Genomic DNA, 25,413 nt, shown 5'->3' with positions numbered 1-25,413 from the left:
TATTTTAATTACTGGTTATTATATGCTTGTTCTTTGTGATTTACTCTGCGTTTTCTAAAAAAACCCTTAATTTCTCTGACCACTTGTCAAATATTGTTGGTCTTGGCTTTTTCACTTCTACCTCTGGTGTGTTTTTGTCTTCATGACCTGCCAACACCGGTTCCTCTTCAGTAGTGGCCTTCTCCTCTTCTACAATATTTTTATTACTTTTCTTTTCTTGATTGTTAACGGCGTTCATTAAAAGTCCTACGGCCGTCGCGTACAACGGACTTGCCACTTCTTCTTCAGAATCACCTGCCAAATGCTCATTAGGGTACCCAATACGGGTGTCCATACCCGTAATATATTCCACCAATTGCTTAAGGTGCTTTAGCTGGCTTCCCCCACCTGTTAATACAATACCTGCGATAAGTTTCTTTTTCTGCTCATCGTGGCCATAGTTCTTAATCTCCACATACACCTGCTCTATAATTTCCACTACCCTTGCATGTATGATTTTTGAAAGGTTTTTTAGTGTAATTTCTTTAGGCTCCCTTCCTCTTAAACCCGGAATGGAAACAATTTCATTGTCTTTGTTCTCTCCAGGCCAAGCCGAACCAAATCTTATTTTAAGTGTTTCTGCCTGCTTTTCTATTATAGAGCAGCCTTCTTTTATGTCTTCGGTTATGACCCCGCCCCCAAAAGGAATTACAGCGGTATGTCTAATTATACCGTCTTTAAAAATGGCAAGGTCGGTAGTACCACCACCTATATCTATAAGGGCTACACCCGCCTCTTTTTCTTCACTGCTCAATACGGCATCGGATGAAGCCAATGGCTCTAAAGTTATATTACCTAGATCCAAGCCGGCACTTTTTATACACCTGCCAACATTCTTAATAGATGTAACCTGCCCCACCACTACATGAAAATTCGCCTCTAGGCGACCTCCGTACATACCTATAGGCTGTTTTATCTCGGCTTGGCCGTCCACTTTGTACTCTTGTGGCAATACGTGTATGATCTCTTCCCCTGGCAGCATGATCAATTTATACACTTGGTTGCACAACAGATCAAGGTCGTCTTCATTGATAACCTCTTCAGAATCTTTTCTGGTGATATAATCACTATGCTGCAAACTTCTTATATGCTGGCCTGCTATACCAACAACTACAGAACCTATTTTTAGCCCAGAATTAACCTCTGCTTGCTCTACGGCCTGTTGAATGGATTTTATGGTTTGCGTTATGTTGTTGACAACGCCTCTATGTACCCCCAGACTCTTAGATTTACCAATACCCAAGATTTCAATCTTTCCATATTCGTTTTTCTTACCGATTATGGCAACGATTTTGGTTGTTCCTATGTCTAGACCGACTGAATAATTAGCTTGTTCCATTCTTATTATATTTTAGTGCACACTACCTGGTTATTGAATTCTAAACTTACTATTGCAAAATCTTCCAAGGTTTTATCCTTGTTAGCTTTAGCATAAAATGCCTTAAAGTTGCTGAACTTTGCTTCAAGATTATCAATATCCCCTAATTTTACTACAAATTGGTTCAGCCTAAATTTTAATTGGTAATCGCTCTCCGTCGTCACATGGATACCAATTATGTTTTTTCGTAAAAAATCGTCCTTATTTATAAATTCCAATATCCGATACACATCCTCTAGGCTCTCACCGGTTATATTTCCCGTGATAATAGGAACCCTAGCTGAATAATTAGATGAAAACGGCATGCGTTTTCCTTCGTCATCCAGATAGAATTTCGAATCCCCTTCAATGCGCCCGATCGGTTTACGCTGAACAATTTTTGACGTAAGCTCACCATCTACAGTAAGATAGACTTGTGCACTCTTCACCATTTCATTGGCTTCAATAGCCTTTTCTATAGTATTCAAAACTAATTTTTCTTTGGGCACATTTTCTAGGCGTCCGTAATTTTGTATTAACAATTTATTAACCGCTCCCTCAGTGATATACAAATTTTGATCACCGACGAATTCTACCTTTGTTTTGGTTACATTTTTTTTGCCGTTTCTATGGTTAGAAAAAGCATAGAGCCCCAGTATAACCAATACTAGCGCAAACATTTTTAAAGCGTTAAAACTAATGCGCATAATCCAACAGATTTTTAATTTTCGTTACTTCCAATCCTATATCCCCGGCCCCCATGGCTACCAGCACCTCTGGGTCCTGTGATTTTATTTCTGAGATCAGTTCTTCTTTTTTTAGTATTTTTTTATTGACATTGGTCATTTTCTCCAACAACCATTCAGAGTTTATTCCATCTATCGGTTCTTCCCTTGCAGGATAAATATCCAACAACACCACGTTTTTGAACCTAGATAGACTCTTGGCAAAATCATCACCAAAGTCTCTTGTTCTGGTAAAAAGATGTGGTTGAAAAATTGCCAGCACCTTTTTATTTGGATGCATCTCCTCTATCGCCTCAAATACCGCATCTATCTCTGTAGGGTGATGGGCATAGTCATCTATAAAAACAAACTGCTCATTTTTTATCCGATACGAAAACCTTCGTTGCACCCCTTTAAAAGAAGACAAAGCTTCAACTAGGCGATACGGTGGGGAACCTGCTTGTATCGCCATAGCAAAAGCAACCAAACCGTTTAACAGATTATGTCTACCGGGTTTGTTGAACTTAACTCCGTAAAAATCTTGGTCAGGAGTTCCCAAATCGAATATGTAGGTACCATGTTCTACTTTTATATTTCGGATGCAATAATCCGAACCATCTTCTATACCGTAGGTAATACCTTCCAAAGGCAAACCATTTCTAACAAACAACTTACCGCCCGGTTTTAATCGGTTGGTAAAGTCTATAAAGGATTTTCTAAGCTCTTCTGCATCACCATAAATATCTAAATGATCAGCATCCATCGAAGTAACACATGCCACGTTCGGCGACAGTCTTAAAAACGACCTATCGAACTCATCTGCCTCAACTACAGAGAAATCGGTTCCTTCCAACAAGAAATTACTATTGAAATCTTCCGAAATTCCACCTAAAAAGGCGGTCAGAGGAGTTCCGGTCTCTTTTAGCAAATGGGCCAAAATACTAGATGTAGTTGTTTTACCATGTGTACCTGCAACAGCAAAACAAAAAGAGTCTTTGGTAATAAGCCCCAAAACCTCTGATCGCTTTTTTATATCGAAACCTTGCTGCGCAAAATATTGATATTCGCTATGCGATGTTGGCACGGCCGGCGTATATACTACCAAGGTATGATCCTTGTTTAAAAACCCTGTTGGCACCAATGACAGATCATCTACATAATGAACCGAAATTCCTGCATCTGAAAGTTCATTGGTCAATGGTGTTTTTGTCTTGTCGTAACCCGCTACCTCTTTTCCTATAAACTTAAAATAACGGGCCAAAGCGGACATACCGATACCTCCGATACCAATGAAGTAAACCTTATGTATATCCTTTATTTCCATTTCTTTTAAGCCAATAATTTTTCTATTTCATCACATATATCCAGAGTCGCATTTGGCAACGCCAATGCCTTTATATTCCGAGACATTTTGTTTTGTTCTTCCTTTGACCCCAACAAGTGCACAAACTGTGTTTCGAAGCTTTGTTCCAAATCCTGTTCTTTGATCATAATAGCCGCCTCTTCTTTTACCAAGGCCATGGCATTCATTGTCTGATGGTCTTCCGCTACCCACGGCGAAGGAATAAATATGGTAGGTTTGCCTACCAAGCATAATTCTGAAACCGCACTGGCACCAGACCTTGAAATAATAATATCCGCTGCCGTATATGCCTTTGCCATATCGTTAAGAAAAGCATGTACTTTAACAAATTCTGAATTACACATTTCGTACATCTCTATGTAACCCTTACCACACTGCCAGATTATCTGTAAATTCAAATTGCCAAAAAATTCTAGTTCTTTAGCTATAAGTTCATTAATTCTCTTAGAGCCCAGACTACCGCCCAATACCAAAAGAGTAGTCTTTTCTGAACTTAGACCAAAGAAACCCAACGCCTCTTCCTTATCTTCTTTTAGACTTACCAAATCTGCCCGAACAGGATTCCCCGTTTTTACAATCTTATCTTCTGGAAAAAACCTTTCCATACCATCGTAGGCGACACAAATTTTAGCAACCTTATCTTTTAGCAATTTATTCGTAATTCCAGCAAAAGAGTTCTGCTCCTGTAATACGCAAGGTATACCCCTGCCAGAAGCGACCTTCAGCAAAGGCCCACTGGCAAAACCACCTGTACCGACTACGACATCGGGCTTAAACCTTGATACTATTTTGCCTGCTTTTACCAAACTACTTATCAATTTTATCGGAAACATTAAATTTTTAAGGGTCAGTTTCCTTTGTATCCCCGTAATCCATAATCCTTCAATCTCATACCCTGCCTGCGGCACTTTCTCCATTTCCATCCGATCCTTCGCCCCCACAAATAAAAACTCGGCCTCGGGAAACCTTCTCTTTAGTTCGTTTGCGATGGCTATTGCCGGGTATATATGACCACCCGTACCGCCCCCAGAAATGATAAATTTATAATTGCCCACTTAACACTTCTAAAGGGTTACTTTCATCTATATCGTACTTTCCTCCATTATCTTGGACCAGACTTTTATTGCTTGCACTCAGTATGATACCAATGGCCAAACATGTCATCCAGCTAGAGGTACCCCCACTACTGATCAACGGTAGGTTTTGCCCCGTAACAGGAAAAAGTTCTACGGCCACCGCCATATTTATCAATGCCTGAAAAACAATCGGCAAACCAACGCCCAGAACCAACAACTTGCTGAATATAGTGGTCGCCCCATTTGCCACTACCAATATCCTGAACAACAAGAACAAATAGAAAAACATAAGCGCAACTCCCCCTATCAACCCATATTCTTCTACAATAATGGCATATATAAAATCGGATGAGCTCTGTGGTAAAAAATTCTTTTGAACACTTTTACCTGCTCCTTTTCCCATTATTCCACCGGTAGCAATCGCAATTTTAGCTCTTTCTATCTGATAATTTGCCTCTGTATCTTCAGGATTCGTAAAGCTGTCTATACGGCTCATCCATGTATCTACCCTATTGGGAAACAAACCTGGGGCCGCTTTCGCGGTAAGTATGAACAAGGTTAGGCACAATAACCCAGTACCTACGATTCCCAATAAATATTTAACTGGATATCCGCCTAAAAAACAAAGTACCAATACCATTGAAAATAGAATACCTGCCGTTGAGAAGTTGGCCGGCAAAATCAACAATACCACCAAAAAAACAGGCAACCACAAAGGCAATACACTTTCTTTAAAAGTAACCTTGACATCCCTGATTTTTGACAGATACCTGGCTACATAGATCATTAATACTACAGCGGCTAAATTAGACGGCTGAAAACCAAAACCAACGAACGGAATACGAATCCACCTACTTGCATTTGTTCCGCCGCTAGAGGAACCTTGCGCCAAAACAAAGATCAACAAGACCACAACTATTGGCAGCGCAATCAAGGAAAGCCCCTTAAAAAAATGGGTCGGTATTTTGTGTACTGCATAAATAATTCCAAAACCTAAAAACAACAGCAAGGCATGTTTTACCAAATGCCCAACGGTAGTTCCGTTACCAACTACATAGACCAGGTTGCTACTGGCGCTATACACTGGTAAAAACGAAAACAAAGCCAACAGTGCCGCTATGGCCCAAATGGCTTTATCCCCTTTAATATTTTGAAAAAATTTTACCACTTATAAATTCTTTACATAGTTTTTGAACTGATTGCCGCGATCCTCATAATTCTCAAAAAGGTCAAAGCTGGCACAAGCAGGCGATAACAATACGGTATCACCCCTCTCTGCAACTTTGTATGATACTTTTACGGCCTCTTCCATCGCATAGGTTTCTACCAGCAGATCTACTACATTGCCGAAGGTCTCCTTAATCTTTTCATTATTGGTTCCGAGACAAATAATAGCCTTTACCTTTTCCCTCACCAAAGGCATCAACTCCTTATACTCATTCCCCTTGTCCACTCCGCCAACAATCCACACAACAGGTGTCTTTACACTATCGAGCGCATAATAAGTTGCATTAACATTAGTTGCCTTAGAATCGTTGATGTACTGAACATGGTGAATTTTCAATACCTTTTCCAAACGATGCGGAGCGCCCTGAAAATTTGAAATACACTCTCTTATGGTCTGCTTTCTTATACTAACCAACTTAGCTACCGTTGCAGATGCCATAGTATTTTTCAAATTGTGTTGCCCCTCAAGTGCTAATGTGTCTGTCGTCATTTTCATTATATCTTCTTGTATTCTAATATTAATTTCCTTGTTTTCTATAAAAGCGCCTTCTCCCAAATTTTTGTTCAGTGAAAAAGGCAATAGTTTAGATTTGATCGGGTGCTTCTTTAGCCAGTCCACCAACACTTCATCATCGGCATCATATATAAAATAATCCTCTGGAGTCTGATTCTTTGCTATCAAGAATTTGGAAGCGATATAATTTTCGAACTTATAATCATATCTATCCAAATGATCCGGTGTTATATTGGTTACAATGGCAATATGCGGTTTAAAATCCCTTATACCATCTAGCTGAAAACTGCTTATCTCCAGCACGTAATAATCATACTCCTCATCGGCCACCATCCTGGCGTAGCTATCGCCAATATTACCTGCCATACCAACATTTAACCCAGCACTTTTTAAAATGTGGTAGGTTAACATGGTGGTAGTGGTTTTACCATTACTTCCGGTAATTCCAATAATTTTCGCATCGGTATATTTAGAGGCAAACTCTATTTCAGATATCACCGGAACCCCATTGGCCACCAATTGTTTTACCAACGGAACGGAGTCTGGTATTCCAGGGCTTTTCATAACCACATCGGCCTTCAGGATCTTTTCCTCCGAATGGTTAGACTCTTCCCAATCAATTCCAAAATGTTCAAGAACGTCTTTATATTTCTTCTTTATTTTCCCCTTATCGGATACAAAAACCTCGTACCCCTTCTTTAATCCTAAAATGGCCGTACCCACACCACTTTCACCACCGCCTAGCACCACTAAAAAAGCCATCTATCTTACTTTTAATGTCACTATCGTAACAATCGCCAACATAATACCTACAATCCAAAAACGAGTTACGATCTTACTTTCATGATACCCTTTCTTTTGATAATGATGATGTAAGGGCGACATCAAAAAAATACGTTTTCCCTCTCCAAACTTTTTCTTGGTATACTTAAAATACCCCACCTGTAGCATTACGGACAATGACTCTGCGAAAAAAATACCACACAACAAGGGAATCAATAATTCTTTTCTAACGATAATAGCAATGACGGCTATTACCCCTCCAATTGTTAAGCTCCCCGTATCGCCCATAAAAACCTGGGCAGGAAATGTGTTATACCACAAAAAGCCTACGAGCGCACCCACAAAGGCCGTTATAAATATCAATAGCTCTCCTACCCTTGGTATGTACATAATATCGAGATAATCGGAAAAAATAACATTACCCGATACCAAGGCAAAAACCCCCAGTGTAAATACTATGATCGCAGAGGTCCCAGACGCCAAACCATCAATACCATCGGTAAGATTGGCTCCGTTGGATACAGCGGTAACTATTAAAATGATTATCGGTATAAACACCAACCATGCATACTCTTTGGCACCTTCCCCTGCCCATCCGATCAAACTACCATAATCGAACTCATTATTTTTAAAGAAGGGCACTGTAGTCATAGTTGATTTAATTTCCATTCCCCGTACCTCTTGCACTGTAAACTGCTCGGTGATTATGGACTTATCGTGGTCGCGCATAGTCACCTCTGGATGAAAATATAATACCGCGCCTACCAATAGCCCCAATACCACCTGGCCTATCACCTTAAACCTACCTTTAAGGCCTTCCTTATTTTTTTTAAAAACCTTTATATAATCATCCACAAAGCCGATAACACCCATCCACAACATGGTGAAGATCAACAAAATGATATATATATTCTCTAAACGGGCAAACAACAATACAGGGATCAGTGTGGCCATTATAATGATAATACCCCCCATGGTAGGAGTACCCGCTTTTTGCTTTTGGCCATCGAGCCCCAAGTCGCGGATGGTCTCGCCCACCTGCTTTTTCTGAAGATAGAGTATGATCCTTTTTCCATAGGTCGTTGCTATAATCAACGACAACAAAATGGCCATACCTGCACGGAAAGTACTAAACTGGAACAAACTTGCCCCAGGTACTTGGTATTCTTTTTCTAAATATTCGAACAGGTAGGTCAACATATAGTCTTTCTTATCTCAATTATTAAATGGTCCTTATTTTTCAAGCGTTACCAACAATTCTTTTACAATTTCAAAATCATCGAAATGAATACGCTCGCCATTGGTCTCTTGATAGGTTTCGTGCCCTTTGCCGGCAATGAGTATAATATCATTCACATCCGCCAATTGACATGCCGTTTTTATGGCCTGCTCCCTATTCTCGATAGACAGTACTTTCTTTACATTTTGTGGCTCTACGCCTTTTTCCATTTCGGCGATAATCGCATCGGGCTTTTCTGTCCTAGGATTATCGGAAGTAAAAATGGCCTTATTGCTCATTTCAGAAGCGATATTACCCATTACCGGACGCTTAGTTCTGTCTCTGTCGCCACCACACCCCACAACGGTGATGACGTTTTCATTTCCAGTTCTCAACATGTTGATTGTCTCAAGCACATTTTTTAAAGCATCCGGCGTATGGGCATAATCAACTATAGCCGTAATTCTATTCTTTGACACGTAATACTGAAATCTTCCATCTACATTCTCCAGTTCACTGAGCAAACGAAGAATCTCAAATTTTTCGAGTCCCAACAAATCTGCCGCAGCATATATAGATAACATATTATAGGCATTGAAATGCCCTATCAATTTGCTCCACAGTTCATTGTCATCTATTTTCAACAATTGCCCATCGAACTGATTTTCCAATATCTGAGCCCTGTAATCAGCATAGTTCTTAAGGGCGTAAGTATATTTTTTTGCCTTGGTATTCTGCAACATCACCAAACCGTTCTTATCATCGATATTGGTCAATGCAAAGGCATGTTTCGAAAGATTATCAAAAAGAATTTTTTTAGTGTCCCTATACTCGGCAAAACTCTTATGATAATCTAAATGATCATGCGAGAGATTGGTAAAAATGGCGCCGGCAAAAACAAGACCCTCTGTTCTTTTTTGATGTATACCATGAGAACTCACCTCCATAAAACAAAACTCTACGCCCGCTTTGTTCATTAAACTCAAATATTTGTTTATCACCAAAGCATCGGGGGTAGTATGCCTTGTTCCGAACTCTTCGTCGTCTACCATTATTTTTATGGTGGACAATAACCCAACCTTATAACCGGCTTTTTTAAATAGCTGATATAACAAACTGGAAACAGTAGTCTTGCCATTGGTACCGGTAACCCCGACCAATTTTAAATTTTTAGAAGGTGTATCGTAATAGTTGGAGGCCATAAGAGCCAAGGCTTGATGGCTGTTTTCTACCTCTACGTAGGTAACATCCTCCGCCAAAATTTTTGGAAGCTGTTCACAAATTACAGCTCTCGCCCCTGCCTCAACTACAGTATCTATATATTGATGGCCATCTGTCAAAGTTCCCTTTATGGCAACAAAGGCATCTCCGGGTTTTACCTTGCGAGAATCGAAACATACCGAAGCTATATCACATGCGGTAGCTCCACTAACTGCCGTAATACGCACCCCATACAATATGTCCTTCAGTTGTTTCATATTAGCTCCAAGACAATTTTTTTTACTTTTTTAATATCAGTTCCTTTAGAAATAGACTGGCGTTTTACCCTTCCGTTTCCCTTTACCTCTACCTCTATTCCTAGATTTTCTAGAATGGCAACGGCATCCATACCGCTCATACCCTTTACATTAGGAACCTCATTATATTTTTTCTGTACCTTGTTATAGTAATCTTGATACGAATCTTCAGCACTTGCGATTAAAATATCCTTTACATCTACCTCGTCGGTCAACGGCGAAGTAGCATATATTTTCTGGGCTACGGTCTTAAACACAGGACCTGCCACATCCGCACCATAAATACCGACACTCTTATCTGGCCTATGGATTACCACTATACATGAATATTTAGGGTTATCCGCTGGAAAATACCCTGCAAACGAAGAAATATATTCATATTTACTACGGTCTTTAGAAGTGTAATTTGTTTGCGTAGTACCCGTTTTACCAGCCATCGAAAAGTTTTTTGAATACATACCATGCCCTGTAGCATGTTCTTTTTCGATTACATTCTTTAAAATCTGTTGAACCTTTTTAACGGTTTCCTGAGAGCAGATTGCAGGATTGATAACTTCTTTTTCAAACTTTTTAACGGTCTTATCCCATTCCTTCACTTCTTTTATAAGCCTTGGCTTCACCATTTCACCATTATTTGCGATGGCATTATAAAAGGTCAACGTTTGCAAAGGCGTCATGGAAACCTCATAACCATATGCCATTTGAGCTAAGGAAAGACCCGACCACCCCTTATCTCCAGGATATCTTAAAACGGGCTCTCCCTCACCTTTTATAGGAAGGCCCAGTTTCTTATGCACGTTCATGCTCATTAGGCGGTTGACATATTTCTCAGGATTTTCTTTGTAGCCGTTATGAATAATTTTTGCAAAAGCGGTATTGGAAGAAACCTCAAAAGCCTTGGCTACCGATATTTTGCCATATCCGCCATATTTAGAATCGCGCACATAATGGTTATAGATTTTCCATCTACCTTTTTCGGTATCCACAACGGTACTGGTATCTACCACCTTATCTTCTAGGGCTGCGACCAAATTCACCAATTTAAAAGTAGAACCAGGCTCGTGCGATTCCCCAATGGCATAGTTTAAGCGCTCATAATATTTACCCTCCGAGGTGCGCCCTAAATTAGAAATAGCCTTTACCTCACCCGATTTGGTCTCCATTACGATAACCGTACCATGATCTGCCTTATATTGTTCCAACTGTTTCAACAAAGCATGGTGCGCAATATCTTGAATGTTAATATCTATGGTAGAATACACGTCGTAACCATCTTTTGGCTCTACAATGTTATCGTAACCGATAGGTTTCCATTGGTTCTTAGCTATTTTTTGTTTTAGACGTTTTCCCTCTACCCCACTTAAATACTCACTAAATGCACCTTCCATTCCTACCCTGGTGCGGTAACCGTTTTCATCTACACGCTCATAACCAACACTACGCTCGGCTATTTTACCTAACGGATGTTCTCTTTTTGTTTTTTGCTCTACAACAATACCTCCTTTAAAAGGACCTTTATTAAAAAGAGGAAATTCTTTAACCGCCATGTAATCGGAATAATCAAGGTTTCTGGCAATAAGCGCATACCTGTTTTTATGTTCCCGAGCCTTTCTAAGCTTTTGCTGATAGTACGATGATTCTTTACCAAAAAGTTTCCCCAAAGCGTCCGACAACGGCTTTACATTCTCTTTAAAATCCTTTTCACTCACCGTGACGGCATCAAAGTGTATATTGTATTTTGATACTGATGTTGCCAATAAACTACCATCATCAGAATACAGGTTTCCACGATTGGGCGCTATGGTAAACATCTTGGTAGTCCTGGTTTCTGCCAGCGCGATATACTTGTCGCCCTCCACTATCTGGATAGACACTAACTTAAACAGCACAGCCCCCGCAAAGAGCACTAGCCCCCCTGCCACAATGTACAATCTTGACAATATGCTTTTTTCTGTTGCTGGCATATATTACTTAGAAGCTGTTTGAGATTTTACTTTTATTTTTTTTGGCGGTGTCTCGGAAGGATAAAGCCCTTTCTCCTCGACCGTTGCCGTTATGGTCGACTCCAACTTTAGTTGCTGCAGATCTGAACGGACATCTACAAACTCACTCTTCAATTCCTTCACCTCCTCGTTCAATGCCGCAATCTTATGAACCTTTTTATCGGCACTATGCGAACTACTGATCATGATGGCGGCCAAAAGCGATGTAAAAATGATAAATCGCCAATTTTTTAATGAATCGCCATCCACTAAAAATTTGCCCTTTAGAATATCCAGTATTCCCTTTTTAACCTTCATCATAATTACTTATAACCTTTGCGCAATTCTTAACTTAGCACTTCGTGCCCTATTGTTGCCCGCAATTTCTTCTTTGGACGGAACGATCAACGCCCCCACTTTTTTTAAGGGAACATTTACATTACCGTAAAAATCCTTCTCTGGTTCGCCTTCAAACCTGCCCGCCCTTATAAACCTTTTGACCAACCTATCCTCTAGCGAGTGATAACTTATTACACTAAGCCTACCACCCTTTTCCAACAGACCCGGAACCTGCTCCAGAAACTCCTTTATGACCTCTATCTCTTGATTCACCTCGATTCGGATCGCCTGATAGACCTGAGCCAATATTTTATGTTTTTTATGTTCGGGCAAAAACTTTTTCAAAACCGATTTTAATTCTTCGGTCGTTTTAATCCCCCCTTCTTCCCTGGCCGACACAATAGCATTCGCCATAGCGTTCGCATTCCTCAAATCCCCATAGTTAAAAAGCACCCTTCTCAAATCATCATAGGCATACGTATTCACCACATCATAGGCCGACAATTGATTTCTTTTACTCATTCGCATATCCAACCCAGCATCAAAACGAGTGGAAAAACCCCTTTCAGCCTCATCGAACTGATGCGACGAAACTCCAAAATCGGCCAAAATACCATCTACCTTTCGAATGCCATAGAACTTTAAAAATTGGGTGATATACCTAAAATTCTCCCCAATCAAAACAAACCTTTCGTCATCGATACGATTCACCTGTGCATCTTCATCTTGATCAAAGGCGAACAATTTTCCCCGAGACCCTAAATTTTTCAATATCTCCCGAGAATGCCCTCCTCCCCCAAAAGTCACATCCACATATACACCGTCCTCTTTAATCGCCAGCCCCGCGACCGACTCTTGCAACAAAACTGGATTATGATACATCTTCATCCGGTTTTTCCGCATATTTCACCTCATATGCCAACTGCTCTCTTTCCTCCGGAGACGATTCCACATCACCTTCATAAGTTGCCTTGTCCCAAATCTCCAAATGTCTATCCATAGGCGAAAGAGTAACCTCTTTTTTTATCCCCACCAATCCGATGATATCCTTCGGAATCAACAACCTTCCCGTAGCATCTATCTCCACATGTCTTAGCCCAGATGTAAACTTCCTTTTAAAAGCCCTGTCCTTTCTACTATCCCCCAATCGTTCATTGAGCTTTTTCACCTCTGCTTCCCACTCATGCTTTGGATACAGCTCCAAACATTCGTCGTAATAAGACTTTTTTATAAAAAAGCCATTATTGAGCATAGGCGCCATCTGATTGCGAAGGGATACGGGTAACATTACCCTGCCCTTGGCATCTGCCTTACAGTTGTAAACACCTGAAAAATAGATCTCCAAAATCGATGGTCTTTCTTATACAACTCAAATATATAAATATTATTACCACATTTTACCACAAAACACCACTTTGTTAATAAAATAATGATTTTTTACCACTTTTTGACCCCAACCACATCTACAAACATGAAAAATCACGGTAATGGTTTTCATAAAAAGTCCCGTTAAAAAAAAGTAAAATGAGCCCTTAAGAAACAGCATGGATATGCTCCTATTATATCGAATTGCCTATATTTGCTCAAATATCAGTACCCTATTAAATGGAGGAAGAAATAATTAAAGACGGGAAATTCAAGTATATTGAAAAAGGAGAGGGCACTCCAATTATTATCCTGCATGGCTTAATGGGCGGTCTTAGTAATTTTCAAGGAGTCTCGGACTATTTTCCAAAAAACGGCTATAAAGTTTTGATTCCGGAACTTCCGATCTACGACATGCCCCTACTTAAGACAAATGTCAAAAATTTTGCTAAATACCTTAAAAAATTCATTGAACACAAAGGACTGAAAGATGTTATTCTTTTAGGCAATTCACTAGGTGGGCATATTGGGTTATTGCACACAAAACTATACCCCGAAATGGTGAAGGCCCTTGTGATTACAGGTAGTTCGGGACTATATGAAAGCGCCATGGGAGACGGTTACCCCAAACGTGGAGACTATGAGTTCATAAAGAAAAAAGCACAAGATGTTTTTTACGACCCGGAGGTTGCCACCAAAGAAATTGTGGACGAAGTTTACGCTACGGTGAACGATAGGATAAAACTCGTAAAAACATTGGCGATCGCAAAAAGCGCCATTCGCCACAACATGAGCACAGATTTACCCACAATGAACACCCCCACCTGCATTATTTGGGGAGAAAACGATACCGTTACACCACCGGACGTTGCCGAGTTATTTCATGAATTATTACCGGACTCTGACCTTTTTTGGATCAAGAAATGTGGGCATGCCCCGATGATGGAACACCCCGATGAATTTAATACCATTTTAAGCAAATGGTTAAACCAACGTAATTTCTAAATTAATCGGCATGAAGATCAAGTCCGCAGACTTTGTAATGAGCAACTCGGATGTGTCCAAATGTCCCAATGAACCCATTCCCGAATATGCATTTATTGGCAGATCCAATGTAGGCAAGTCTTCATTGATCAATATGCTGACAGAACGTAAAAGTTTGGCAAAAACGTCTGGCAGACCCGGAAAAACCCAGCTTATAAACCATTTTAAGATCAACGACAATTGGTTTCTGGTAGATTTGCCAGGCTATGGTTACGCCAAAGTCTCCAAAAAGGACAAAAAGACTTTTCAAAAATACATTACCAACTATTTTCTAGAGAGACAACAACTCGTATGCTCTTTTGTACTTGTAGATATCCGGCACACCCCCCAACCAATAGACATGGAGTTTATGCAATGGATGGGAGAAAACGGAATTCCGTTTGCCATTATTTTCACAAAGGCAGACAAGCTTAAGCCCCAAGCCATAAAAAGACAAGTAGAAAACTACCTAAACCATTTATTGGAAGATATCTGGGAAGAAGCCCCCCAGCACTTTGTAACATCTTCTAGCAAAAAGATAGGAAGAGAAGAAGTACTACAATACATAGAAGCAATTAACACCGAATACTTCGAGGCCAATAAAAACAACATTGTTTAAGCCCCTAAAAAGTCTATTTTTTCAGCTCCAACTTCTCCGCAAAATAATCGCAGAAATCTTTCATGGTAGCCGTCATCTTTTCATCTTGTGTGGCCCTCATGAACGTATCGGACATTGAGACCAACGTTTGATGAAAAAAAGTTTTCATCTCATCGACGGGCATATCCTTTGTCCATAAATCGATTTTCAACGATTCTTGATTTTTACTATCCCAAACAGAAAGCAGCATGGCTTTTGCCTCTTCATTATCAATACCACCATCTTGCGCGGACCATGAAAGTTTTTCCGGTACGCGATTCTCATCTAAACTTACCCTAAGGGTTATTTCCGAATTATGCAGATCTGCCATTTAGCTTCTTGGTTTATAATTAGATTTTTTAAATAATTCTTCCTCCGACATTGTCAACATCTGTTTAAGGCTTACTTCGTTATTTTCCATGAAGGCCCTTACAATTTGCCATCCGATATATCTTCCCAACCAACCTGGAGACTCGTTATCCAGCTCCAGTCCGAACTTAGAAAATGGCGCCGGATCTAAAAACCGTTGGTTCAGTTTGCTATTGGTACTGTACAAATGCTCTTGCTCAATAAAATTTCTCCAAATGGGCTCTTCGTTGGCAATGGCCCAATTCATCTCATCGTCGGAATACCCAATTTTAATATTATCGGGCGCATTGGGCATTAAACGATCTTTTATATATAGTTCTTTGCCAAAGTAAATCATTCTTGCCAAAAATGTTCTATCGCGAGGTCGTGGAACCACCTTTTTCGCAAATGCACTCACTACATCGCTCACCATATATTTACGATCCAATAATTTGGCTATATATCGTTGAATTCCACCATAATATTTATGTTCCGGCCCCAAATAATTGTCCAATCCAATAAACAACAAAGTATCGGTAAGAATAATTCTATTATCGTAGTCTACATCATTGGTGACCGTTATAATTTTCGGGGTTTTTTGCTCTGGAAAGTAGTATTTAATGTACTTAAACAACATTTCTAGCGCTTCCTCCTCATCTTCAAAACTATTAAAGGTCTTACCTACTTCTTGAAACAGCTCTATTTGAAGGGAATCGTTCATTTTTGCGATCCAAACACTGTCAGGAGCAGGAAAAAGATATGGGTACTTTTTTCTTAATGCAGGCAGTCCATCTTCATTTGCTTCTGCAAATTCCCTGTCAAATCGTGAAATTTTCAATTCCAAAGGAATTTTAGACACCTCTTCAGCAACTTTATCGCTGTCTTTACATCCAATAAAAATCACTAAAACTGATAAAACAATAAAAATGGGTTTTCTCATACCAAGTATTTCCGAATTCATTTTATTTTTAAATAAGGACAACTTATTTTTAGGGCAAAGTTAATTGATTTAAACAAATAATTTGACACTTGTATGCAAACGGAAAAAGTAATCGACCATATTGTAGGATGGTTAAAGGACTATGCTGTTAATGCAAAACAAAAAGGTTTCGTAATAGGTGTGTCCGGCGGCATCGATTCAGCGGTCACTTCTACCCTTTGCGCAAAAACGGGCCTAGACCTTCTTTGTTTAGAAATGCCCATTCACCAATCGGAAAACCAATCGGACCGTGCATCTCGGCATATAGATTGGCTGCAAATGAACTTTTCGAACGTTAAACGCCAACCAGTGAACCTTACACCTGTGTTCGACAGTTTGGTAAATTCTTTTCCTACAGTAGAGAACGAAGAAGAAAGGTTTATGTCATTGGCGAACACCAGAGCCAGGTTGCGTATGACCTCTTTATATTATTTTGCGGCCCTAAACCGTTATTTGGTTGCGGGTACGGGCAACAAGGTAGAAGATTTCGGCGTTGGTTTTTACACAAAATACGGAGATGGCGGTGTAGATCTTAGCCCAATTGCGGATTTACTAAAAACGGAAGTCTACGAAATCGCGAGAAAACTGGGGGTCAACGAAGAAATCATCAAAGCCCCGCCTACCGACGGTCTTTGGGGAGATGACAGAACCGACGAAGATCAGATTGGGGCCACTTACCCAGAACTGGAATGGGCTATGGCGATGAAAGATCAAGGAAAAACAACAGATGATTTTACAGGAAGAGACAAAGAGGTATTTGAGATATTCACAAGATTTAATTCAATGAACCAACACAAAATGAATCCTATACCGGTTTGTATAGTTCCCGAAACGTTAAAACAACCACTCAACTAACAATCAGGTAACTAAATCGAATAAACACTGTAATTTTAACGCTTTTTAGAAAAAAAAATACATCTTTGACTTCTAATTTAGATTATTTAGTCCTACATTGCATGTACGTTTTTTCTACAGTATTGTAGACCTAAATATCTTGAAAATCAACATATAATGATAAAAGTTTTAATTGCGGACAACCATCCTATCATTCGAATGGGTGTTAGAAATGTGTTAGAATCCGCAACAGGTTTTGAGCTGGTAGATGACGTATCCACCACCGAAGAGCTATTTAAAAAACTGGAAAAGATAACCCCCGATGTTGTAATGTTAGAAATGGATATTCCTGAAATGAACGGAATAGCCGCTCTAAGAAAAATCAAAAAAGAGTATCCAGATGTAAAGGTACTAATGTATAGTGGGCAATCTGAGGATGTTTACGCATTAAGCGCCATAAGGGCAGGTGCATTTGGCTACCTTTCAAAATCATCGGACGTAGATTATATCATATCAGCCGTTACCAAAGTAAGCGAGGGCAGTATGTTCATTACCAATGAATTGGCGCAAAGACTTGCTTTTGACGAAGGCACCAAAAAGCCAAGAAGATTCTTTAGAAAACTATCTACAAGAGAGGTAGAGGTATTAAAACTTCTTGCTAGTGGAAAAAGAAATAAGGAAGTGGCCTTAGGCCTTAACCTAAACGAAAAAACGGTAAGTACCTACAAGGCACGTTTAATGAAAAAATTAAATGTCGATAATATGGTCGACCTCCTACAACAGGCAAAGGCACTGGAGCTTTATTAAACCAACGTTCTTAAAAAAACAAAAAAACCGCTTAAAGCGGTTTTTTTGTTTCATATCTTTTCCTCTACGACAATACCCTATTTAATTTTTTGTTCAACAGTTTATTCAACTGCAGGTAATTCATAATCTCCTCCAATACGTCCCTGTTGTCCATATCTGTGCGGGTCGTTTCTTTTTGCAAACTTTCCATTCGTTTTTTAATCAAATAGCAGCGCAAGGTTAAAATGGTTTCGCTGACTAGTTGTGCAATACCCACCTCTTTCGGTTTTGGGTAGATATCTTTTCTCTCCCAATTGTGTAAGGTATAACGTTCTTCTTCCATTAAAATAGAAGACACCTCGCTTGCCATTTCTTGATCAAGTTCGGCAATAAAATTACTTACCGTAAACTCTTCCGCCTCATTAAGAGCCTCTATAAGCTTATAATAGACATTTCTGAAATTTTCATTTGCCAATTCTATTTCATCTTCCTGCAAATCAAGATATATTTTTTCATACACCTTAATTTCTAACGATTCTGGCTCTAAAACCAATTCCCCCTTATCGTTTTCTTTGAGAACCAAATCCTCAAACTCTTCTTTTTGATCCCCATAGAGTAACAGGCTCTCTATAATTTTACGCTCCAGCTCAAACTGAATATCCACTTTTTGCTCTACCGGCTCACTTCGAACAATATCAAAAGCTTTTTGCTCTTGCTTTTCTTTTTTAACGGCATCGTCAGTACCCTTTTTATTTATTTGGGCGAGGGTACTAAAAAGAACGTTCTCGGAAACGTTCATTATCTGCGCACATTCTTGAATGTAGATTTCTTTCTTGATACGATCCGGTATCTTAGAAATACTGTTCACAATATCCCTTACGGTATCGGCCCTCTTTATGGGATCATCCGAAGCCTCCTTAACCAATAAGGATGCCTTAAACTGAATAAAATCTTTTGCATTGTTATTTAGGTATTCCCGTACCTCCTCCAAATCGTTGTTCTTCGCAAAGCTATCAGGGTCTTCTCCCTCTGGAAAGGTACAGACACGTACGTTCATACCCTGTTCCAGTATTAAATCGATTCCCCTTAACGAGGCTCTTAACCCTGCGGCATCACCATCGAACAACACCGTAATGTTCTTGGTAAGCCTATTGATTAGGCGTATTTGTTCTGGTGTCAAAGCCGTTCCACTAGACGAAACAACATTATGTATACCTCTTTGATAAAACTGTATAACATCGGTATAACCTTCCACCAAGTAACAATTGTCCTCTTTTGCTATGGCCTGTTTGGCATAATAAATACCATAGAGCACTTTGCTCTTATGATAAATATCACTTTCTGGAGAGTTTAAGTACTTGGCGGCTTTTTTATGATTGGTAAGAATTCGGCCTCCAAAGCCCAATACCCTTCCACTTAGCGAGTGTATCGGAAACATGACCCTCCCCTTAAACCTATCGAATTTTCTGGGGTTATTGGGATTATTTGCATCCTCTTTAACAATGGTAAGGCCGGTTTTCTGTAAATAGTCCAGTTTATAACCATCTTCTAACGCTGCCGTCGTAAAACCGTCCCATTGATCCAAACAGTATCCAAGACCAAATTTTTTAATGGTTTCCTCCGTAAAGCCCCGCTCTTTGAAATAGCTAAGACCTATTGCCTTGCCCAGTTCGGACTCCCATAATATCCTTTGAAAATATTTTTGCGCATATTCAGACACCAAGTACATACTCTCACGCTCGTTAGCCTGGTCTTTCTGCTCACTAGACTGCTCTGTCTCCTCTACCTCAATGTTGTACTTTTTTGCCAGGTACTTAATTGCCTCGGGGTATGTATAATGCTCGTGCTCCATTAAAAAAGCCACCACATTTCCTCCTTTACCACTACTAAAATCTTTCCATATCTGTTTTACCGGCGACACCATAAAACTAGGAGTTCGCTCATCGGTAAAAGGACTTAAGCCTTTAAAATTGGACCCCGACTTCTTTAACTGTACAAAATCACCTATTACCTCCTCTAAACGGGCAGTTTCGTATACTTTATCTATGGTGCTCTTTGCTATCATTTATCTTTTCCGAACAATAATCTACACGTGTGCGAAGCCTCTAAAATTATTACTTTTGGAGTAAATAAGAGAAAAATATGATTCTTTTCTTTGGAACGCGACCCGGGAAACCAGAAATTAGGCCTTTGGACAATATTCCATGCCCCTACTGCCATCAATTAGGGACACTTAGCCTTTCTATATCCTCTAATTACTTCCATCTTTTTTGGATCAAGCTTTTTAAAATTTCCACCCATAAAACAGCTAGCTGCAGCCATTGCAAAGGGGTGTTTTTTGAAGACGAATTTACCACTGATATTAAATCGGCCATAGAACAATAAAAAAGGGTACATATTAAGATATGTACCCTTTTAAGTTAACAGCTAACTCTCTCTATAGATCAAACCTAAGACCCAGAGAAATATTTCTTTGATCAACGGGAGCGTTATTAAAAATGGGATTCAAATCATATTTCATATACAACAACACCCCATCAAAACCGGCATAGGCACTTAACCCATACACCAGATCGTTGGTACTATAATCGCGTTTTATTTTGTCTTTTACTTTTTCACCATCTATACTGTACTTCAATTTTTGCCTAGTACCCAAATTAAACCCGCCATAGCCCCCAATACCAAAACGAAACTGGTTCGTGAGCGAATACCTGATCGTTTTTTCGGTCTTTTTTAATTTAGAGGGGCCAAATTCCAGATGTACAGGAAAAACCAGGTTATCCATTCTAAACTTTGACTTGTCCAACTCATAATCGAATTCCTCAAGTTCGGCATCACCAACTTCGTTTACTACAAAGTATTGATTGTCCTTTATTTTTAAACCATTGAACTGAAAAGAAAATCCGTAGTTTAACCTTAGAAAGTTAGATTCTTCAAAAATCCGCGTACGCCACTGCCAGCCAAGTTCAAAAAATCTACTGCCACCTATCTTATAAGGCGAATCGTTCAACGATACCCCTTCTATAACAGCATTGTTAAAACCTAAGGCCACCACTATATCGGAATACGTTCTTTTATCATATTTTAAATTCTTCCTATTCGGGTTCTCTTTAATACTAACACCGAACATTCTATTATTTTCACTGTCCTTACCCCCAAAACCGATTTCTAGGGCCGTTTCATAATTCAAGGTATCCAATTGCATCGGGTCACCGTCATTTCTTTCTATCAACGCAATTTGATTATCGATGATGCCCAATCTATTTTCAATGTTCAAAGCTCTTTTTTGCGCCGCTTCCTCTTTTAGTTTTTGAGCTTCTTCCTCTGTAATCTCATTACGCTGCAATTGTTTGTTTATTTCTGCCACCTCTAGTTTTAGCGCATCTTTTTCTTGCTGTGTAATCTTTTGCTTTTGCTCTTTCAAAAGCCCTATTTTACTCTGATACTTTTCTTGGGATACTACGTGGTGTGTTACAAACAATGTAAAGACCACAAGGACAAATACTGTAATTGTTTTCATTTTAATTTGATTTGATTTTGATTGATGAATAAAACTCCAGTCCCAGGCCCTATGTCAAATTATAGCGCTTATGGGAATTTTCGATTTTTAGTGATTTAGTTGTTTCGGTCCGCGACAGCGGTTCTTACTTTAAGAAAACCTGTTTTTAACGATTCTAAAATCTGGTCTCGGAAAGATTGATCAAGTTCTCCCTCGACCTCTGTTAACAAAGCCATGGCATCAACAGAGTTGTCTTTATTAAAAAGTCGTTCTCTTAAAATATCTTTTTGTGCCTTTAACAGTAGAGAATCTATTTCGGCATCGGTTATCTCTCCATTCGCCTCCAGGTTATCTACCTGCGCCACTACTTCAGCAATTTTCTCATTTAAAATACTATCCGGCAACAGCATCTCCAGTTCGTTATCATTGGGTAAAACCTTTTCCTCCTTGGCTTCAACCAATGCCTCATCTGCACTCTCCGTAGAAATTCCACCTTTTATAACATTCTTTTTAACCACGGCAACATTGTTCTCTTTAATGACCGAATTTGTCTCTTTTTTTATGAAGACGACCTCCTCCGACGGTTTCTCCACCAAATCCTTAACATCCTCTTTAATCTCGCTTTTGTCAATGGTATCTTTATCGCTAGTCACGATCTTAATTGTTTCCGACGGCTCTAGATTGCCCGAACGGTTCAAATACAAAAAGGCAATACCTACGAGAACAACAACACTGGCCGCAATACCAAACCAAAAGTAAAGTGGTTTTCCGTTTGATTTTTCTTTAGCCAGTTGCCCGGATATTTTTTCCCACGCCCCTGCAGATGGAGAAATCTCCCTTTCATCCAACTTGCCCTTAATATACTTCTCAAATTTATCTGGTTCCATAACCTATGATATTTTGTTTTTTCAAATTCTCCTGTAACATCTTTCTTGCCTTAAATAGCTGCGATTTACTGGTGCTTTCCGATATACCCAACATTTCAGCAATTTCGTTATGCTTATATCCTTCTACCGCATAAAGCACAAAAACCATTTTATATCCTTGTGGAAGTGCGTCTATTAATTGTTGTATATGCTCGGTATCCACATCTGTGGTTATTTCAAACCCGTTAGATTGATTGTTCTCGAATACCTCATCATCATATACCACAAATTGCTTCTTTCTTAAGTACGAAATACATTCCCTTACCATAATTCTTCTGACCCACCCCTCGAAGCTACCTTGAAACTTAAAAGTATGAAGATGATGAAACATCTTTACAAACCCTTGTACCATAACGTCCTCAGCAAAGTGAATATCTTTTATATACTGCCTACAAACACTCAACATCTTAGGGGCATGTTTGGCATAGAGACGATGCTGCGCATCACCATTTCCATTTATGGCCTTTTTAATGAGCTGTTTTTCGTTCTTATAAAAGGGTATAATCTTCAAAACTTTTAAATGTCTTCTATTTACATAGACGCTTCTGGTAGCAATATAGTTGCCTCGGAAGCAAAATATTTTTTAACTACATAAATATCAGCAAATTAAAATCTAAAAAAGTGTAAAAAAGAAAAAGATTCTCGAAAATGAAGTTATTTTTTTCGTTCTACCACATAGTTTACCATTAGCTCCAGAGCATCTCTATAATCAGATTTCGGATAGGTATGCAACAAGGACAATGCCTCATCTTTAAAAGCCAACATTTTGGTTACGGCATAGTCTAACCCACCAGCCTTTTTCACAAAAGCGATTACTTCTTTAACTCGCTTTTTGTTCTTATTGTGATTTTTAACGGAGTTGATCAACCAACTTTTTTCTTTTTTAGAACAATTGTTCAACGCATATATTAAAGGCAATGTCATTTTTTGCTCTTTAATGTCTATGCCGGTAGGTTTTCCTATTTTCTCGGCTCCGTAATCGAATAAATCGTCTTTTATCTGAAAGGCCATACCGCATAGCTCGCCAAATTTGCGAAAGGTTTCCACATGTTCGCTTTTGGGCTGAACAGAACAGGCGCCCAAGCTACAACAGGCAGCTATCAGCGTTGCGGTCTTCTGGCGAATAATATCATAATATACATCTTCGGTAATATCCAATCTTCTGGCCTTGTCTATCTGCAACAACTCACCTTCGCTCATTTCGCGAACGGCGACGGAAATGATCCGCAACAAATCAAAATCACCGTTATCTATGGACAGTAACAAACCTTTTGACAATAAATAATCACCGACCAAAACGGCAATCTTATTCTTCCACAGTGCATTAATCGAGAAAAAACCCCTTCTTTTATTGCTTTCGTCTACCACATCATCGTGTACCAATGTTGCAGTATGAATCAATTCTATGACAGATGCTCCGCGGTAAGTACGCTCGTTCACCTCTCCGTTGTTCAGTAATTTGGCCGTTAAAAAAACGAACATGGGCCGCATTTGCTTCCCTTTTCTATTAACAATATAGTAGGTAATTCTATTGAGCAGGGCAACCTTGGAAGTCATAGACTCACGAAACTTGGCCTCAAAGAGCTCCATCTCCCTATTAACAGGTTCCTTTATTTGCGATACTATTTTCAAGCAGTTTGGTTTGGCTTAGAATTTCAAAATTAGCGAAAAGTGCAACAACTAAGGCCAAGTATGGAATATAAAGCCAAAGTATTGGATTAAAAGGCCACCTTACCGACAATTTTGAAAACCATATTACGATTTATTGGCCAGCTGCCCACATGCGGCGTCTATATCTTTTCCTCTAGAGCGCCTTACCGTAACGGTAATACCATTCTTCTCTAAGGTGGTCACATACATATCTATTGCCTTATTCGAGGCTTGTTGAAATTCGCCATCATCAATAGGGTTATATTCGATAAGATTTACTTTCGAGGGTGCAAACCTGCAAAAATCGACCAAGGCATCCACATCGCTTTTACGATCATTGATACCTTCCCAAACCACATACTCATAGGTTATTCTACTTTTTGTCTTTTGATACCAATATATTAATGCCTCCCTAAGATCGGCCAATGTAAAAGTAGCGTTAAAAGGCATTATCGAAGTTCGTATATCGTCAACAGCGGAATGTAATGATACGGCCAGTTTAAATTTAACCTCGTCATCGGCCATTTTTTTTATCAACTTGGGTACTCCAGAAGTAGAGACCGTAATACGTTTTGGAGACATGCCCAAACCATCCGGGGAAGTAATCTTGTCTATCGCCTTGAGTACATTGTTATAGTTCATCAATGGCTCTCCCATACCCATGAACACAATATTACTCAAAGGTCTATCAAAATACAGTCTGCTTTCATTATCTATGGCCACTACCTGATCGTAGATCTCATCAGGATTAAGGTTGCGCATTCTTTTTAAACGTGCCGTGGCACAGAACCTACAGTCTAAACTACACCCTACCTGACTGGACACACATGCCGTAGTTCTTGTTTTTGTAGGAATTAACACGGACTCTACCACCAAATCGTCATGCAACCTAACAGCATTTTTTATAGTACCGTCCGCACTACGTTGCATTTGATCCACCTTGATATGATTGATCACAAAATTGGCCGCAAGCATTTCTCGGGTCTCTTTAGACAAGTTGGTCATAACATCAAAAGAGTGTGCTCCCTTTTGCCATAGCCATTCATAGATTTGATTACCACGAAAAGCCTTGTCCCCGTTCTGCACAAAAAATGCTCTCAATTGCTCTCGCGTTAAGGCACGGATGTCTTTTTTCTTTGTTTCCATCTCGTCAAAGGTAGGTATTACAAAAAATCCCGCTTTCTCTATATATGGACAAAGCGGGACATTCTAATTAATTTCCTTT

The 25,413-nt window shown here is 39.4% G+C and carries 25 protein-coding genes; 5 read left to right on the top strand and 20 right to left on the bottom strand.

The window, feature by feature from the left end:
- Window positions 1-40: 40 nt before the first annotated feature.
- The 12 genes from ftsA to AB657_RS17235 are packed head-to-tail and all read right to left on the bottom strand — an operon-like array spanning window position 41 to window position 13,486.
- The gene (gene ftsA, locus AB657_RS17290; protein ID WP_047247643.1) at window positions 41-1,378 is read right to left on the bottom strand and encodes a cell division protein FtsA; all 1,338 of its coding nucleotides are present in this window, start codon (window positions 1,376-1,378) and stop codon (window positions 41-43) included.
- Window positions 1,379-1,383: 5 nt separating this feature from the next.
- Window positions 1,384-2,076: a cell division protein FtsQ/DivIB gene (locus AB657_RS17285; RefSeq protein WP_316933226.1), complete on the bottom strand. Its 693-nt coding sequence runs from the start codon at window positions 2,074-2,076 to the stop codon at window positions 1,384-1,386.
- 16 nt (window positions 2,077-2,092) lie between these two features.
- Window positions 2,093-3,445, bottom strand: coding sequence for a UDP-N-acetylmuramate--L-alanine ligase (murC, locus tag AB657_RS17280; protein WP_047247641.1), 1,353 nt, complete (start codon window positions 3,443-3,445; stop codon window positions 2,093-2,095).
- Window positions 3,446-3,450: 5 nt separating this feature from the next.
- Window positions 3,451-4,539 carry an undecaprenyldiphospho-muramoylpentapeptide beta-N-acetylglucosaminyltransferase gene (gene murG / locus AB657_RS17275; protein ID WP_047247640.1) on the bottom strand — a complete coding sequence of 363 codons (1,089 nt, stop codon included), beginning with the start codon at window positions 4,537-4,539 and terminating at the stop codon, window positions 3,451-3,453.
- Window positions 4,526-5,728 carry an FtsW/RodA/SpoVE family cell cycle protein gene (locus AB657_RS17270; protein WP_047247639.1) on the bottom strand — a complete coding sequence of 401 codons (1,203 nt, stop codon included), beginning with the start codon at window positions 5,726-5,728 and terminating at the stop codon, window positions 4,526-4,528. The genes murG and AB657_RS17270 overlap by 14 nt, the downstream gene beginning before the upstream one ends.
- The gene (gene murD / locus AB657_RS17265; RefSeq protein WP_047247638.1) at window positions 5,729-7,063 is read right to left on the bottom strand and encodes a UDP-N-acetylmuramoyl-L-alanine--D-glutamate ligase; all 1,335 of its coding nucleotides are present in this window, start codon (window positions 7,061-7,063) and stop codon (window positions 5,729-5,731) included.
- Window positions 7,064-8,284, bottom strand: coding sequence for a phospho-N-acetylmuramoyl-pentapeptide-transferase (gene mraY, locus AB657_RS17260; RefSeq protein WP_047247637.1), 1,221 nt, complete (start codon window positions 8,282-8,284; stop codon window positions 7,064-7,066).
- Window positions 8,285-8,317: 33 nt separating this feature from the next.
- On the bottom strand, window positions 8,318-9,781 hold the full coding sequence (locus tag AB657_RS17255) for a UDP-N-acetylmuramoyl-L-alanyl-D-glutamate--2,6-diaminopimelate ligase (RefSeq protein WP_047247636.1): 1,464 nt from the start codon (window positions 9,779-9,781) through the stop codon (window positions 8,318-8,320).
- Window positions 9,778-11,784 carry a penicillin-binding protein gene (locus tag AB657_RS17250; protein ID WP_047247635.1) on the bottom strand — a complete coding sequence of 669 codons (2,007 nt, stop codon included), beginning with the start codon at window positions 11,782-11,784 and terminating at the stop codon, window positions 9,778-9,780. Before AB657_RS17250 ends, AB657_RS17255 begins: the two co-directional genes overlap by 4 nt.
- A 3-nt stretch (window positions 11,785-11,787) precedes the next feature.
- The gene (locus tag AB657_RS17245) at window positions 11,788-12,123 is read right to left on the bottom strand and encodes an FtsL-like putative cell division protein (protein ID WP_232304902.1); all 336 of its coding nucleotides are present in this window, start codon (window positions 12,121-12,123) and stop codon (window positions 11,788-11,790) included.
- Between the two features lie 6 nt (window positions 12,124-12,129).
- Entirely contained in the window at window positions 12,130-13,023 is an 894-nt protein-coding gene (gene rsmH / locus AB657_RS17240) for a 16S rRNA (cytosine(1402)-N(4))-methyltransferase RsmH (protein ID WP_047248068.1), read from the bottom strand.
- Window positions 13,013-13,486 carry a division/cell wall cluster transcriptional repressor MraZ gene (locus tag AB657_RS17235; RefSeq protein ID WP_052958746.1) on the bottom strand — a complete coding sequence of 158 codons (474 nt, stop codon included), beginning with the start codon at window positions 13,484-13,486 and terminating at the stop codon, window positions 13,013-13,015. The genes rsmH and AB657_RS17235 overlap by 11 nt, the downstream gene beginning before the upstream one ends.
- 260 nt (window positions 13,487-13,746) lie before the next feature.
- On the opposite strand from AB657_RS17235, the gene AB657_RS17230 reads away from it, so the two are divergent.
- Together AB657_RS17230 and yihA are read left to right on the top strand one after the other, a co-directional pair.
- On the top strand, window positions 13,747-14,511 hold the full coding sequence (locus AB657_RS17230; RefSeq protein ID WP_047247633.1) for an alpha/beta fold hydrolase: 765 nt from the start codon (window positions 13,747-13,749) through the stop codon (window positions 14,509-14,511).
- 10 nt (window positions 14,512-14,521) lie between these two features.
- Window positions 14,522-15,148: a ribosome biogenesis GTP-binding protein YihA/YsxC gene (yihA, locus tag AB657_RS17225; RefSeq protein WP_047247632.1), complete on the top strand. Its 627-nt coding sequence runs from the start codon at window positions 14,522-14,524 to the stop codon at window positions 15,146-15,148.
- Between the two features lie 13 nt (window positions 15,149-15,161).
- On the opposite strand, the gene gldC is transcribed toward yihA, so the two are convergent.
- Both gldC and gldB read right to left on the bottom strand, forming a co-directional pair.
- Window positions 15,162-15,497, bottom strand: coding sequence for a gliding motility protein GldC (gene gldC, locus AB657_RS17220; protein ID WP_047247631.1), 336 nt, complete (start codon window positions 15,495-15,497; stop codon window positions 15,162-15,164).
- On the bottom strand, window positions 15,498-16,454 hold the full coding sequence (gldB, locus tag AB657_RS17215; protein ID WP_047248066.1) for a gliding motility lipoprotein GldB: 957 nt from the start codon (window positions 16,452-16,454) through the stop codon (window positions 15,498-15,500).
- Between the two features lie 93 nt (window positions 16,455-16,547).
- On the opposite strand from gldB, the gene nadE reads away from it, so the two are divergent.
- Complete coding sequence (nadE, locus tag AB657_RS17210; RefSeq protein WP_047247630.1) at window positions 16,548-17,348, top strand: NAD(+) synthase; 801 nt, start codon at window positions 16,548-16,550, stop codon at window positions 17,346-17,348.
- 156 nt (window positions 17,349-17,504) lie between these two features.
- Window positions 17,505-18,134 (top strand): response regulator, encoded by a 630-nt coding sequence (locus tag AB657_RS17205; protein ID WP_047247629.1) that lies wholly within the window; start codon window positions 17,505-17,507, stop codon window positions 18,132-18,134.
- A gap of 64 nt (window positions 18,135-18,198) precedes the next feature.
- Here AB657_RS17205 and dnaG read toward each other — a convergent pair whose 3' ends face one another.
- On the bottom strand, window positions 18,199-20,178 hold the full coding sequence (gene dnaG, locus AB657_RS17200) for a DNA primase (RefSeq protein WP_047247628.1): 1,980 nt from the start codon (window positions 20,176-20,178) through the stop codon (window positions 18,199-18,201).
- A gap of 77 nt (window positions 20,179-20,255) precedes the next feature.
- Here dnaG and AB657_RS17905 point away from each other — a divergent pair, with 77 nt between their 5' ends.
- The gene (locus AB657_RS17905; protein WP_084696452.1) at window positions 20,256-20,498 is read left to right on the top strand and encodes a zinc-ribbon domain-containing protein; all 243 of its coding nucleotides are present in this window, start codon (window positions 20,256-20,258) and stop codon (window positions 20,496-20,498) included.
- A 52-nt stretch (window positions 20,499-20,550) separates the two neighbouring features.
- Here AB657_RS17905 and AB657_RS17195 read toward each other — a convergent pair whose 3' ends face one another.
- The 5 genes from AB657_RS17195 to rlmN all read right to left on the bottom strand — a co-directional run bounded on the left by AB657_RS17195 (window position 20,551) and on the right by rlmN (window position 25,334).
- On the bottom strand, window positions 20,551-21,633 hold the full coding sequence (locus tag AB657_RS17195) for a porin family protein (RefSeq protein ID WP_047247627.1): 1,083 nt from the start codon (window positions 21,631-21,633) through the stop codon (window positions 20,551-20,553).
- A 95-nt stretch (window positions 21,634-21,728) separates the two neighbouring features.
- Window positions 21,729-22,499, bottom strand: coding sequence for a hypothetical protein (locus tag AB657_RS17760; RefSeq protein ID WP_052958745.1), 771 nt, complete (start codon window positions 22,497-22,499; stop codon window positions 21,729-21,731).
- The gene (locus tag AB657_RS17185; protein ID WP_047247626.1) at window positions 22,486-23,049 is read right to left on the bottom strand and encodes an RNA polymerase sigma factor; all 564 of its coding nucleotides are present in this window, start codon (window positions 23,047-23,049) and stop codon (window positions 22,486-22,488) included. Before AB657_RS17185 ends, AB657_RS17760 begins: the two co-directional genes overlap by 14 nt.
- Before the next feature lie 143 nt (window positions 23,050-23,192).
- A complete protein-coding gene (locus AB657_RS17180) occupies window positions 23,193-24,170 on the bottom strand; it encodes a polyprenyl synthetase family protein (protein ID WP_047247625.1) in 978 nt (325 codons plus the stop codon).
- A 123-nt stretch (window positions 24,171-24,293) separates the two neighbouring features.
- Window positions 24,294-25,334 (bottom strand): 23S rRNA (adenine(2503)-C(2))-methyltransferase RlmN, encoded by a 1,041-nt coding sequence (gene rlmN, locus AB657_RS17175; protein WP_047247624.1) that lies wholly within the window; start codon window positions 25,332-25,334, stop codon window positions 24,294-24,296.
- Window positions 25,335-25,413: the final 79 nt, after the last annotated feature.

The sequence above is a fragment of the Maribacter thermophilus genome, assembly GCF_001020565.1.
Classification (GTDB): Bacteria; Bacteroidota; Bacteroidia; order Flavobacteriales; family Flavobacteriaceae; genus Maribacter; species Maribacter thermophilus.
This window is presented reverse-complemented; position numbering and strand designations above follow the sequence as displayed.